The sequence below is a fragment of the Candidatus Hinthialibacter antarcticus genome (assembly GCA_030765645.1).
Taxonomy (GTDB): Bacteria; Hinthialibacterota; Hinthialibacteria; order Hinthialibacterales; family Hinthialibacteraceae; genus Hinthialibacter; species Hinthialibacter antarcticus.
Genome location: JAVCCE010000077.1, coordinates 42,755 through 55,618, shown reverse-complemented (window position 1 = coordinate 55,618; position 12,864 = coordinate 42,755). Strand labels below are relative to the sequence as shown.

Genomic DNA, 12,864 nt, shown 5'->3' with positions numbered 1-12,864 from the left:
CTTCAGTGCGGGCTTTCAAGCCCTTATGCACAGGCGCTCCCAGAGTTCCACCCACGCCTGATTGGTTTGTCAATTTGTGAAATGCCGGAGCCTGTTTCTGAATAAATATTATGGCCATCCATCAATGCAAGTACTCAATTACCGGATGAACCTAAAAAAAGAAAAGAGGGGCCGGTGAAGGCCCCCAAGTAAGAAGGAGATAATGACGATTACGCAACGTTGTTTTTGCGTTACGCAACAGCTTCTTCTGCGAGAATTTTTTCTTCGGTGGTGAGAATTTTGTCGATCTCCAACAAAATCACCAGAGTTTCGCCGATCTTGGCCATGCCGGAAATAAAATCATGGCGCACCTGCGTTCCCATCGGCGGCGTGCTGGAGACGTCGTCGGGGTTGACCTGCAACACTTCAGATACTTCGTCGACGACAATGCCCATTACCCGGTCGCTTACTTCAACGACAATAATGCGGGTCGCTTTATCTTGTTCGCATGCGGGCAAGCCGAATTTGCGGCGTAAGTTAATGACGGGAATGACCTGTCCGCGCAAGTTTAATACACCGTCAACAAATTCCGGGCTTTGCGGGACGCGGGTCAGCGTTTCGTGACGAATGATTTCTTGTACGCTAAGAATGGGCACGCCGTATTCTTCGCCGTGCAAGACAAAACTAACGTATTGGTTGATCTGTAAATCTTGTTGAGTTTCGGCGCCCATGAGAGCCTCCATACATTATGTAGAGTTGATCGCAAAATTCGTTTCAGGCCGTAACCTGATTTGCGTATTTGTTATGACCTTAAGGAAAAGCAATCCCGGCGCCAATTCTCGGTATCGGTACAGATAAATAATGGCGAATAAACATCCGCGCCCAGCACCTCCATAACCAACACATATATAATGAGTTACAGCCACAGCCTCTTTGGCGTCATGTCAGATACGCCGTAGAGATATTTTTTATAAGTTGAAAATTCACATTACGGTTGTAACCTGCGTGATTACAATCTTATCAAGATGTGTAATTTAATATTCTGTGAATCAAAATGAAAACAAATACGACAGAAGCTCAAAAGAAGAACAAGAAGTCGATCACTATCTTAGTGGTCGATGATGACGTCATGGTGCTCGATGCGCTCAAATCGATTTTAGAGCGGAGCGGATATTTGGTCCACGCAGCGTCCAACCCGTCAGCGGCGCTCGATCTGGTGACAACTCACCCGATTGATGTTGCGATCATTGATTTGATGCTGGGAAAAGAAAACGGCATCGTATTGATGAAAAAAATCCGCTTGCAGTTCCCTAACATGTTAACCATTATCGTCACAGGCTTCGGCACGATTGAAAAAGCCGTCGAGGCGATGCACCAGGGCGCGTGGGATTTTATCGCCAAACCAATTACTAGCGGTATTCTATTAGAGAAGCTAGAGCGCCTCGAAGAAATCTGTAACTTACGGCGCGGTCAAGATTATCGGCGCAAGGTCATTGACCACAATTTTGAATTTTCGGGCGTGATTGGCCCGTCTCAAATCATGGCGCCGGTCTATGAAGCCGTTTTGCGGGCGGCGCATAGTTCGCTGCCCATTTTGATCGAAGGCGAAACCGGTTCGGGTAAGGAATTTATCGCCGAAGCCGTCCATCTCAACAGCCAGCGCAAATCTCATTCATACGTTGTTATGGATTGCACCGCAACGCCAAACACCTTGATCGAAGCGACATTGTTTGGCTCCACCAAAGGCGCATTCACAGGCGCGGTCGAACGCAAGGGTTTGTTGGAAGCCGCGCACCGCGGTTCGTTGTTCTTAGATGAAGTGGGTGAAATTGAAGCCGACATCCAACCGAAATTATTGCGCTGTCTCGAAACAGGGCGCTTTCGCCCGGTCGGCGCTACCAAAGAAACGGTGAGCGATTTTCGCATCATTTGCGCCACCAACCGCGACCTGCACGCGGAAACCAAGACGGGATCGTTTCGCACCGACTTGTTTTACCGCATCTCAGCAGTGCGCATCAGCCTGCCGCCGTTGCGCGAGCGCGTCGATGACGTCCCCGTGATTGCTCAGCAGTTTCTTGCGCGCATCAGAGAAAGCAATGAGAGAGAGATTGAATTCTCAACGGACGCATTAAAAATGTTGTGCGCGTATCCCTGGCCCGGCAATATCCGGCAAATGCGTTTTGTGATTGAATCGGCTTTCTTCCAATGCGACGGCGCAAAAATTGGCCCGGAACATTTATCGCTAGACGGCGTAACACCGCCGCAAGCGGCCTCCGCAGCCGCCCAACCCGCTGTGGATACCTCGCAAGATTTTAAATCATTTCGCGATAACGCGTTGTTGCGCGCCGAGACGGCGTATATCAAAAAATTGCTGGATGAAACCGAAGGCGACGTTCGCGACGCCGCATCAAAAGCGAGGCTGACCCGCGAAGCGATGTATCGGGTGATGTCGCGGTGTGGACTCTCAGCGAGTGATTTTCGCAAAAACTAGCGGATAGCGTTCTCATCGAAAACAGAAAAACGCCAACGGATATTTAATTATCAATTGGCGTTTTTGATTTTTCAAACGCGATGATGAGATATTCTTTAGTTCGACGCCGCCATTTGCATTTGACGCTCAACACCGAGGCTCTTAGTGACAAACGGCGCAATTTGTTGTAACGGTAGAATATGGGTCGCCGCGCCCAACTTGATCGCTTCTTTGGGCATTCCAAACACGACGCATGAATCCTGGTCCTGCGCGATGGTCATCGCGCCCGTCTCAAAAATATTCAACAAGCCGCGTGAACCGTCGCCGCCCATGCCGGTCATTTGAATGGCGACGCAACGCTTGCCAACCAGGCGCGCGACGGAATTAAAGAGAACATCCACAGCGGGACGGTGGCGGTTGACCGGGTCCGTATCCAACAACCGGACGCGGTAACCGCTGCCAGAGCGCACCAGTTCCATGTGATGGCTGCCGGGCGCAATTAATGCGGTCCCTTTTGAGACGGGGTCTCCCTCTTCGGCTTCTTTCACATGCATCGCGCAAAGCCCGTCAAGCCGGTTTGCGAACGCTTTGGTAAAGCCTGCGGGCATGTGTTGTACGATTAAAATGCCGGGCAAGTTTCCGGGCAAGTTAACCAATAATTCTCTCAGCGCTTCCGGCCCGCCGGTTGAAGCGCCGACCGCAATCAAGTCGACCTTGCCGCACGATGCGGGAATAATGGGGCGCTGTAAAACAGGACGCGAGGCTGTCGGTTTATGCAAAGCGGTTAACGTCCGCTGGGGCGTCCGGGCGCGAGAGCGGCCAACCGCAATAATTTTTTGGCATAACGCATCGACAATTTCTTCCAGATTCACGCCTAAACCGGCCTGAGGCTTGGTCACAAAATCCACTGCGCCAAGTTCGAGCGCTTTTAATGTCGAGTGAGCGCCTTGTTCGGTATGAGCACTCACCATTATCACCGGGATATGATGTTCCCGGACAATTTCAGGTAACACTTCAAGCCCGCCCTTGGTGCGCATTTCGACATCAAGCGTAATGACGTCAGGCTTGAGTTGTTCAATTTTCCTCATGACAAACGCCCCGTCTTGCGCCGAACCGACAACTTCAATTTCAGGGTTTTGGTTCAACAAATCCGAAAGCATTTTTCGAATTAAGGCGGAATCGTCAACCACAAGTACCCGGATTTTAGAATTCATGATCTCCCTCTTTCTCTAGTAGTCCCTCAACGCCGATCAACAGTTCAAGCGGCGGATCCAAGCGATTTTTCAACCAATGACGCTGTATCAAGAATCAGAATGACTTTTCCATTGCCTAAGATCGCGGCGCCCGCGATGTAGGCTGCTCTTGAGACTTCTCCGCCCAATGATTTGATTACGATTTCTTGCTCGTTGACCATGCGGTCGACAATGATGCCGACATAATTATTGCCCTGGCGCAACACCGCAACATACAAGCGCTCATCTTCATCGTCGTCCATTTTTTTGCCCACCACGCGGCTCAGGTTCAAAATGGGGACCACTTCATCGCGCAGACGAATTACTTTGCCTTTGCCTTGAACGCTAAAGATTTCGCTGCGTTCGATGCGAATGGTTTCTGAAACAGCGGATATCGGCAATGCGTAAAGTTCTTCGTGCGTTTCGACCAGCAAGGCTTGAATGATGGCCAACGTCAGCGGCAGTTTAAGCGAGAAGGTCGTGCCCTCTCCCATTTTCGAGTCGATCTCGACGGAACCGCCCAGCTGCTCGATGGAACGGCGCACAACGTCCATGCCGACGCCGCGGCCCGAGATGTCGGTCACTTCTTTGGCGGTCGAGAAGCCCGCGCGGAAAATCAAATGCCACGCTTCTTTATCGCTCATCGAAGCCGCTTCTTCCGGCGTAATGACGCCTTTTTCAATCGCTTTGTTTTTGAGTTTGTCTGCGTTGAGACCGTGACCGTCGTCGCGCACTTTAATCACGATGTTGTTGCCTTGATGAATCGCGTCCAGATGCAACTCGCCTTCGGCGGCTTTGCCTGCGGCTTTGCGGTCTTCGGTTGTTTCGAGTCCGTGATCGACGGCGTTACGCACCATGTGCATCAACGGATCGCCGATCTGGTCGATGATCTTTTTATCGAGTTCGGTTTCTTCGCCTTCGATGACCAGGCTGACTTTCTTTCCTCTTGCTTGGGCGAGGTCGCGCACCACGCGGCGGAAACGCGAGAACACCATGCCCATCGGCACCATACGCGCTTCCATGATGGTTTCTTGCAGCTGCGACATGAACATGCCCTGTTGGGTAATCACGTCGAGCAGTTCTTCTTCGGGACCGCCTTTTCCATTCGCTGCGACTAAACCTTGCGTCAGTTCGTAAGCGCGCCCGCGTTGAATCACGAGTTCGGCGGCCAGATTGAGCAGACGATCGAGTTTTTCAATATTCACGCGCACGGTCTGCGTTTTTGAGCGGTCTTCCCGACGATCAAATGAGGTCTCGACTTTTTTCGCAACCGCCGCATCGGCGGCTTGCGCTTCCGGCGTTGGCGATTCCGTCTCCGGCGTTGAGACTTGCGCTGCTGCGAGAGACGCCGCTTCTTGTTCTTCGCCCCATTCGAACTGTTCCGACTCGGTCACTTCTCTGACTTGCGTGCTCTCGACGTCAGAAATATCGCAAGCGGCTTTCACATTGTCTTCGCTTTCATGTGAAGCGATGAGCGCAGTAAAGTGGGTTCCAAATTCTTCGCCGTCGCCGTCGATTGACGGATCGCTGGCAATTAAATTGCCAATTTTTTCTACATTACTGACGATCAAGTAGGCGCGGGTCATGGCCATTTGAACATCGGCCTTAAATTCAACATTCAGTTCATAAATATGTTCGCCCGCCAAGCGAAATTCTTCGACGCGGTTGCGCAATTCTTCATCCAAGCGAACGCGCGGCTTTTTCTTGCCATCATTGCTTGCTTCCTGCTCAGGCTCTTCGCCGGAAACGATTTGCTTGAAGACTGCGATCAAGTCGCTCGCTTTGTGTTTGACCTGGTTCTTTTCTTCTTCAGCGGCGGATTCCTGCAAATGGGCGAGCATATCTTTTAACACGTCAAATGAACTGAAGAGCAGGTTCACTTGTTCGGTTGTGATGGTCGCGTTGCTGTCGCGCCAATGGCCGATCAGGTCTTCCATTTTGTGGGTGAATTCACTCACGTGCATAAAACCCACCATCGCAGATGACGACTTCAGCGTATGCGCCGCGCGAAAGAGCGCGCCAAGCGCCTCTTTATCGCCCGAGTCTTTTTCCATATCCAACAAGGCGTCCGTCATCAGTTGGAGATGTTCTTCTGCATCTTGATAAAAGAGTTCTATATATTGTTGCGTATCAAATGACATGGTGTTCCTCCGGTGCTAGGCGCTTTTCATAGGTTTTCGATAAACAGACGGCGCGATGTATTCAAACAGACCGCTGGTTTTATGGAGCGTTTCGCTATGCCCCAAAAATAAGTAGCCGCCGGGTTTTAATACGCGCCAGTGTTTTTCAATGATTTGGTCTTGTGAATCCTGGTTAAAATAAATCAATACGTTGCGGCAAAAAATAATGTCATAACCCGATAGCGAATTATGAAAATCGTGTTTCAGGTTGATTTTTTTATAGGTAACGTGCTTGGTCAGTTCCGGTTTGACTTTGTAGCGTTTCTCGCCTTTGAGAAAATATTTTCGTAATAACTCAAACTGAACCGGCTGGATGCGCTCTTCCGGGTAGATGCCAGACGCCGCCGTGCGCAACATGGTTTCAGAAACATCAGACGCGAGAATTTCAAACGTCCATCCAGGCTTCTTCTGAAAATATTCCGCTAAACAAATCGCTAAGGTATAAGGCTCTTCGCCAGACGAAGACGCCGAGCACCAAACTTTCACATTTCGATTGTTTCGCGCCGGGTCTGCTAACAGCGCTGGTAACGAGACTTCATCCATCACTTGAAAATGCTTGGGTTCGCGAAAGAAGTCAGTCTTGTTTGTGGTGACGGCGTCAACCAACTCAACCATTTCTTTATGGCGGTTTTGGCTGGTTTCCAGATACCCGAGATAGTCGCTAAAGCGCGGCAGCCCCAATTGGCGCAGCCGTTTGGCGAGGCGATTCACCAGCAAGTGTTTTTTGTGTTCGCGAATTTCGATCCCAATGGAATCGAAGATGAGGCTGCGTAATTCTTTAAACTCTTTGTCGCTCATCGCCGGAGACAGAAACCGACTGGCGGCCGGCGTTTGAGTTTTCTCAGAATTGGGAATGGTTGCGGTGACGCTCATCGTTATTTCTCTTTCTGTTCAATTCCAACATATAAATCAATGATTCCGCATTCGGTATCGAGCGGGACCACGATCATTGGAATCTTCAAGGTTGAAATGTGGACGTTTTGCGCCATGACCAGGGTCGGAGGCGATAAGTCAATCATGAGGCCGAGTTCTTCCATTCCGATGGAGGCTTTGCCTGAGATAATGTTGCCGAGTTCGCCCAGGGCGCTACGGGCCATTTCGTCAAATTCGGTAACTTCGGCGCCCATCATCATTTTAGAGACCACGCTGCGCGCGGTGGTTTGGTCAAAGCCATAAATGACTTGCCCCTGAACATCGCCAACCAAACCAATAATGGCGCAGACATCTCGAAAAGGCTCATTGGTATTTTTCAGCCGAAGTGCGCCTCGCTCCGATTTTAATTGGGCGATTTCTTCCAACACTTGAGACGCTGCTTCAATAAACGGATTAATAAATTCTACTTTCACGGTGTTGCTCCTTAGGCGGTATCCTGATGCGACAGTTATTGACCAGCAACTTTGTTGAGCGCTTCAAGCACCCGGTCTGGCTGGAACGGCTTGACGATAAAATCACTCGCGCCGGATTTGATTGCCGATAAAACGTTGGCTTGTTGACCAATTGCGCTGCACATAATCACTTTGGCGTTGCCGTCAATTTCTTTAATCTTCTTCAGCGCTTCAAGCCCGTCCATTTCTGGCATGGTGATATCCATGGTGACCAGGTCAGGTTTAAAGGTTTTGTATTTATCAACTGCGTCCCGGCCGTTTTCGGCTTCTGAAACGACTTCGAAACCGCCTTTGCTGATGAGATCTTTCAATGTCGCGCGCATGAATGCGGCGTCGTCCACGATCATTACTGATTTACCCACGATTTTGTCTCCTTCCAAGTTGAATGACATTAACTGAGTTTCGTTCATTCGGGTTTTCTTATATCAATTGTCATACCAAACATAAAAACAAAGAAAACTAGTATAAAGTTTGTTCTTACCTACTGATTTTGCTACATTTTTTTTCGAAATTAGAATATCGATTTGACGAATTGAGAGATTCGAAATCGAATTTGTAATCGAAGCCGTTACTCAATTTGTAAGAATGTGATTGAAAGCGCAAATGCCATCTTTTTACCTAACCCATTTAAAAACAGATGATTACTACGTAATCATATAAAAAAGACTCCACCTGGAGATTAGAATGAGAATGGCGAGACAGGAAAGTTCAGTAGAATCGGATAGAAATATCACGAGGAAAGCATTGGATTTTATTCCATAAACCTATATGTATTAGTAAGATAAAACAGATGCAACGATCTATCCCTCACAAAAAAGAGCGGACAATTTGGCTGAATTCATCCTCCAAGCGGCGTTTAGCGATATTTGAGGGCTTCTTTAATCAGGGAGGAGACTTCGGCTTCGGCGCTGAGGGTTTCAACCGCTTTTGAAAGGGTGCGTTGGGCGTCGGCGGGTTTGAGTCCAAGCGCTAACAGGGCTTCGTGCGCTTCCTGGCCCGCATCGGTGATAGGAACCTCTTCGCCGCCCGACCCTGTTGATGTCGTCATCAACAATAATGGGTGTTTTTGACGGCTGAGTTCAAAGATGATCTTCTCCGCCCGCTTTTTGCCAACGCCGGGCGCCTGACACAGCAGCGCTGGCTCATCGCGTTGCACCGCCTGCGCCAGCAGCGGCGCCGGGACATACGAGAGTATATCCATCGCCAGTTTTCCGCCCACGCCGCTAAGGCTGGACAATATATTGAACAGATCGCGCTCGGTTTCGGTAGCAAAGCCGAACAACTTCAGATCATCCTCGCGTACGATAAGCACAGTAAATAAATGCACCGCCTCGCCGCTGCGGGGCAACTCACGATAAGTGGACAGTGGAATGTTCACGCGGAACCCGACGCCGCCCACGCCGACGATGGCGTAGGTCTCGCGCTTGTCGGTCAGCGTTCCAGAGAGAAAGTCAATCATGTTTTGGATTGTGGGTTATTTGCGCGCCCGCTGCAAGAGGTCGTGAACGGGTTTGGAGTGAATATAGGTCAGCGCCGCCGCCAACGCATCCGCTGCGTGGTCCGGCTCCGGCGTTTCAGCGAGCGACAGCAGCAGCCGCACCATTTTTTGTACTTGTTCTTTGGAAGCACGGCCCTTGCCGACCACGGCCTGTTTGATTTCCGCCGGGCTGTATTCATCCATCGGCATCGCCTGTTGCGCCCCCGCGAGGATCGCCGCCGCCCGCGCCTGCCCCAATAGCAGCGCGATGGACACATTTTTGCAATACACCAGCTTCTCGAACACCATGCGGTCGGGCTGATGCTTTTCTATCACCGCCGCGACGCCGTCATGGATGATTTTGAGGCGTTCCGGCAGCGGCGCATCGGATGTTGTCGTGATGACGCCGTATTCAACTAACTTCGCCTGCCGATTGACCGCGTCAACAACCCCAAAGCCGGTAAACCGCAAGCCAGGGTCAATGCCTAAAATTCGTAAGGGAGGGACTGTTATCATAAAGGCATTGTAATCTAAATTGTTCGTATGGCGCAACGCGTTGCGCCCGAATCCCCCCTGTCGCTTTCAGCGCCATCCCCCCTTAAAAAGGGGGGGGGGCTAAAAGTCTTAAGTCAATGACATTGCTCCCAGAGGGAGAGGGGATTTCATATTAATAAAAAAAGGCGGAGCAAACGCCCCGCCTTTGGATATTTGATATGAATGGTGCGCTTAGGCTTCCATCGCCGCCATGATTTCTTCGGGGATATCGAAGTTTGCGTAGACGTTTTGCAAGTCGTCGTTATCTTCGAGATGGTCCATCAGCTTCAACATGGTGTTAGCGTTTTTGCCTTCGAGCGCAACCGTAGTGCTGGGGATGCGGGTCAGATTGGCTTCGGTCACGTTGAAGCCTTTTTCACGAAGCGCTTCCGAGACAGCGTTGAAGTCTTCAACGCTAGTGGAGACAGTGCAGTAGCCGTCATCAAATTCAACGTCTTCGGCGCCGGCGTCGATGGCGGTTTCCATGATCTCATCTTCGTTGAGCGTCTGGCCTTCTTCCGCTTCTAGAATGACTTGGCCTTTGCGCTCAAAGATCCAAGCGACGCTGCCCGATTCGCCCAGGTTGCCGCCGAATTTACTAAACATGTGGCGCAGTTCCGCCGTGATGCGGTTTTTGTTATCGGTCAATACTTCAAGAAAGACCGCCACGCCGCCAGGGCCGTAGCCTTCGTAGGTCATTTCATCATAGGTAACGCCGGGCAGTTCGCCCGTACCTTTTTTGATGGCTTTATCAATATTGTCTTTGGGCATGTTGGCGCTGCGGGCGGCGTCAACGGCGGTGCGTAGGCGCGGGTTGCTGGAAAGGTCGCCGCCGCCGATGCGCGCTGCGGTGGTCAACTCGCGAATAATCTTGGTAAAAACCTTGCCCCGCGCAGCGTCGAGTTTGGCTTTCTTGTGTTTAATCGTGCTCCATTTAGAATGGCCGGACATCGAATTGGTTCCTTTATGTATTCAGTTTTGTGAAGCGGATTGCTAGCCTGGGTCTCCGCAAGAACGTAGTATATCACTGGCGAATCAACGAACAAGCGGCTGAAAAAATAGGGAACCCATGACGAATATCCCATCGGCGCGGCGACGGATTGTCTTTGCTTTTTTTGGCGCGACGCTGAGCGTTTATTTACTGTTTCTGCCGGGGCATTTTCTGACCACGCCGGACGAACAGATCAACCTGCGTACAACGCTTTCGCTGCTAGAGGGCCAGCGCGGCGCGATCCCCGCGTTTCCGGCGGGGTTCGCAAGCAAGAGAGGCATCGACGGCAAAGAGTACGCCCAATACGGCCTCGGGTTGCCCGTCGCCGCCGCGTCTTGGATGGCGCTGGGACGAATGCTCTACCCCGGCGAAGAACTCGACTTCGCCGCTTGGATGCAGCAGCCTCCCGGAACAATGGAAGACCAGATTCCAGACATTGTAGACCCCGACGGCTATTTCTTTCTGAAAATCTGGGCGAGTGTGTTTACCATCCTCATTTCTGCGCTGACGGTCGTGGTGTTGGTCGATTTATTATTATTGGTGGGCGTTCAAACCCAGTGGACAATCATTTGCGGATTATTGTACGCCTTTGGTACCTACCAATGGCAGCATGGACGCACGTTTTTCACCGAACCGCTGACGGCGCTGTGTCTGCTCGCTGCATTTTGGGCGCTGTTCCAGGCGCGACAAAACGGCCTGTGGAAGTGGTACCTGCTCGCCGGGTTTTGTTGGGCGTACGGCGTCTTCACCCGGCCCGACACCCTGGTCACCGGGCTGGCTGCGCTGTGGTTGCTGCTGATTGATCCTGATAAAAAAGAGTCGCCCATTCAAATCGACTGGACGCGCATTATCGCCTTCGCGGCGCCGTGGGCTGTGTTTGGCCTCGTGGTTCTTCTCTATAATCAATACCGCTTTGATTCATTTTTCTCGACGGGCTACGAAGACCAGAGCGAAGGCGTGCATTTCACGACTCCAGTATTGGTGGGGCTGCACGGGTTTTTCTTCACGCCGGGGCGCAGTTTGTTTCTCTACTCGCCGCCGCTGTTGTTCGCATTGTTTGGCCTAGTCCCGTTTTGGAAGCGCGACCGCTGGCTAGCGGGCGGCGTGTATCTACTGGTCGGAAGTTATCTCGTTGTCATGTCGATGTGGCAAAACTGGGCGGGCGGTTTTGATTGGGGGCCGAGGCATATCTTTCAGATCACGCCCTTTGTGATGTTGATCGGCGCAGCGGGGCTGAATGACGGCGCCTGGTTCAATACTAAATGGAAATCCGCCGCACTGATCGCGCTGGGCGCGTTTGCGGTTGTAATCCAACTGCTCGGCATCGCGATTGACCCGGTTGAAACGATCCGTACGTTTTTGATGCGCTATCCAGAAATCCAGGTCGCGCCAGGCATGCCGCTGGCCTCGATGCTGCTGCAATTCAACGTCTACCTGCCCCAGTTCTCATCGCCGGTCTTGCACTGGAACGCCATCTGGAACGGGCAAGCCTCTTCGCTGTGGCCGATTATTCTTCAGAACGAATTGTATATGGCCGCCTGTATCCGCGCGGCGTTTGTTGCTGTTGCCGCGCTACTCATTGCTGGTATTTTGGCATTCAGGGCCAACCGCAAAAACGCATGAAAGGTTTGCCTCTTTTCGGTCGTAGTTATATTTGATATAAACTACCATATCGCGTGATAACATGATTACGCATTGTTTCCAAGCAAGACCCAGTCAGTTCGAGAGACCAATATCACCTTCAAGGGGTTTGAATCATGGCAAGTACAAAAAAAGTATTATTGTGGGGTTGTTTAGGCTGCGGCGGATTTCTCGCGTTGTTGATTGTGTTAGCGCTTGGCGGGGTCGGCTTTTTCGCCTATCAAGCCGTTCAGTTTGGCACTGAAATCGCCAAAGAATATACCACCCTCACGCAAAATTATGAGCAGCTCGACCAGGAGATTGCTTTCACGCCGCCCGAAAATCAATTATTCACTGACGAGCGCTTAAAAGAGTATTTTGTGGTCCGTTCCAGCGCAGTCAAATTTGCAGAGCAATATGGCGATACATTCGGCAAAATGGGCGATGAGATCGGCCAGACGTTTGACAAGGGCGGAGTCTCGTCAAAAATTTCAGGCGCGGGCAAGATTGGCGAGATCATTAAACAAGCCGCGATGATGCCCGCCACCATCGGCAATGAGCATCTCAAATTATTGCGCGAAGCCCAAATGTCGCCTGACGAATACGTTTGGTTTACCAGGGAAGTGCTGGGCGTTCTCTTAAAAGCCAAAGACAACGAATTTGAGGCCGGGCAAACCATGTGGGACAACTACATCCCGGCGTTTGAAAAAGCGCGCGATCATATAAAAGGTATGAATATCAATACCGGCCAATTTCAGATTGACGGTAACGACATTCAACTCGATAGCCTGTTGGGCAAAGTGAATGATGTGACGTTTATTCAAGAAAACGCTGAATTGATCGCGCAAAACACCGACCAGTTTGTTATGGAAGGCAACGCGACGATTTTGGATTACATGGCGTTGCATTTAAAAGAAATTCTTGCTGATTTCTCTCAAAAACACGATGGGCCGCAAGCGCCGCAAGAAGTAGCGCCGCAGGCGCAATAAGCACAAG

Annotated in this window: 12 protein-coding genes; 3 read left to right on the top strand and 9 right to left on the bottom strand. The window is 50.9% G+C overall.

Going from position 1 to position 12,864, the window contains the following annotated elements; all coding sequences use genetic code 11:
- Nucleotides 1-230: 230 nt before the first annotated feature.
- Nucleotides 231-710, bottom strand: a complete 480-nt coding sequence (locus tag P9L94_20565; protein MDP8246485.1) for a chemotaxis protein CheW — start codon at nucleotides 708-710, stop codon at nucleotides 231-233.
- 323 nt (nucleotides 711-1,033) lie between these two features.
- Here P9L94_20565 and P9L94_20560 point away from each other — a divergent pair, with 323 nt between their 5' ends.
- A complete protein-coding gene (locus tag P9L94_20560; protein ID MDP8246484.1) occupies nucleotides 1,034-2,470 on the top strand; it encodes a sigma-54 dependent transcriptional regulator in 1,437 nt (478 codons plus the stop codon).
- 95 nt (nucleotides 2,471-2,565) lie between these two features.
- Here P9L94_20560 and P9L94_20555 read toward each other — a convergent pair whose 3' ends face one another.
- The 8 genes from P9L94_20555 to P9L94_20520 all read right to left on the bottom strand — a co-directional run bounded on the left by P9L94_20555 (nucleotide 2,566) and on the right by P9L94_20520 (nucleotide 10,208).
- Nucleotides 2,566-3,663: a chemotaxis response regulator protein-glutamate methylesterase gene (locus P9L94_20555; GenBank protein ID MDP8246483.1), complete on the bottom strand. Its 1,098-nt coding sequence runs from the start codon at nucleotides 3,661-3,663 to the stop codon at nucleotides 2,566-2,568.
- A 44-nt stretch (nucleotides 3,664-3,707) separates the two neighbouring features.
- Nucleotides 3,708-5,822, bottom strand: coding sequence for a chemotaxis protein CheA (locus P9L94_20550; GenBank protein ID MDP8246482.1), 2,115 nt, complete (start codon nucleotides 5,820-5,822; stop codon nucleotides 3,708-3,710).
- Nucleotides 5,823-5,837: 15 nt separating this feature from the next.
- A complete protein-coding gene (locus P9L94_20545) occupies nucleotides 5,838-6,734 on the bottom strand; it encodes a protein-glutamate O-methyltransferase (GenBank protein MDP8246481.1) in 897 nt (298 codons plus the stop codon).
- Between the two features lie 2 nt (nucleotides 6,735-6,736).
- Nucleotides 6,737-7,207: a chemotaxis protein CheX gene (locus P9L94_20540; GenBank protein ID MDP8246480.1), complete on the bottom strand. Its 471-nt coding sequence runs from the start codon at nucleotides 7,205-7,207 to the stop codon at nucleotides 6,737-6,739.
- Nucleotides 7,208-7,242: 35 nt separating this feature from the next.
- Nucleotides 7,243-7,608 (bottom strand): response regulator, encoded by a 366-nt coding sequence (locus P9L94_20535; GenBank protein MDP8246479.1) that lies wholly within the window; start codon nucleotides 7,606-7,608, stop codon nucleotides 7,243-7,245.
- Nucleotides 7,609-8,102: 494 nt separating this feature from the next.
- A complete protein-coding gene (gene ruvA / locus P9L94_20530; protein ID MDP8246478.1) occupies nucleotides 8,103-8,705 on the bottom strand; it encodes a Holliday junction branch migration protein RuvA in 603 nt (200 codons plus the stop codon).
- A gap of 15 nt (nucleotides 8,706-8,720) precedes the next feature.
- Nucleotides 8,721-9,239, bottom strand: coding sequence for a crossover junction endodeoxyribonuclease RuvC (ruvC, locus tag P9L94_20525; protein MDP8246477.1), 519 nt, complete (start codon nucleotides 9,237-9,239; stop codon nucleotides 8,721-8,723).
- 210 nt (nucleotides 9,240-9,449) lie between these two features.
- Nucleotides 9,450-10,208 carry a YebC/PmpR family DNA-binding transcriptional regulator gene (locus P9L94_20520; GenBank protein ID MDP8246476.1) on the bottom strand — a complete coding sequence of 253 codons (759 nt, stop codon included), beginning with the start codon at nucleotides 10,206-10,208 and terminating at the stop codon, nucleotides 9,450-9,452.
- Between the two features lie 118 nt (nucleotides 10,209-10,326).
- Between P9L94_20520 and P9L94_20515 the strand changes: the two genes are divergently transcribed.
- Together P9L94_20515 and P9L94_20510 are read left to right on the top strand one after the other, a co-directional pair.
- Complete coding sequence (locus P9L94_20515; GenBank protein MDP8246475.1) at nucleotides 10,327-11,871, top strand: glycosyltransferase family 39 protein; 1,545 nt, start codon at nucleotides 10,327-10,329, stop codon at nucleotides 11,869-11,871.
- A gap of 134 nt (nucleotides 11,872-12,005) precedes the next feature.
- A complete protein-coding gene (locus tag P9L94_20510) occupies nucleotides 12,006-12,857 on the top strand; it encodes a hypothetical protein (protein MDP8246474.1) in 852 nt (283 codons plus the stop codon).
- The last annotated feature ends 7 nt before the right edge of the window (nucleotides 12,858-12,864 follow it).

Bases quoted from the DNA above. Each gene is read 5' to 3' on its own strand.
- P9L94_20520 (MDP8246476.1), bottom strand. From the start codon at position 10,208: ATGTCCGGCCATTCTAAATGGAGCACGATTAAACACAAGAAAGCCAAA.
- P9L94_20510 (MDP8246474.1), top strand. From the start codon at position 12,006: ATGGCAAGTACAAAAAAAGTATTATTGTGGGGTTGTTTAGGCTGCGGC.
- P9L94_20555 (MDP8246483.1), bottom strand. From the start codon at position 3,663: ATGAATTCTAAAATCCGGGTACTTGTGGTTGACGATTCCGCCTTAATT.
- P9L94_20560 (MDP8246484.1), top strand. From the start codon at position 1,034: ATGAAAACAAATACGACAGAAGCTCAAAAGAAGAACAAGAAGTCGATC.
- ruvA (MDP8246478.1), bottom strand. From the start codon at position 8,705: ATGATTGACTTTCTCTCTGGAACGCTGACCGACAAGCGCGAGACCTAC.
- P9L94_20550 (MDP8246482.1), bottom strand. From the start codon at position 5,822: ATGTCATTTGATACGCAACAATATATAGAACTCTTTTATCAAGATGCA.
- P9L94_20545 (MDP8246481.1), bottom strand. From the start codon at position 6,734: ATGAGCGTCACCGCAACCATTCCCAATTCTGAGAAAACTCAAACGCCG.
- P9L94_20515 (MDP8246475.1), top strand. From the start codon at position 10,327: ATGACGAATATCCCATCGGCGCGGCGACGGATTGTCTTTGCTTTTTTT.
- P9L94_20565 (MDP8246485.1), bottom strand. From the start codon at position 710: ATGGGCGCCGAAACTCAACAAGATTTACAGATCAACCAATACGTTAGT.
- ruvC (MDP8246477.1), bottom strand. From the start codon at position 9,239: ATGATAACAGTCCCTCCCTTACGAATTTTAGGCATTGACCCTGGCTTG.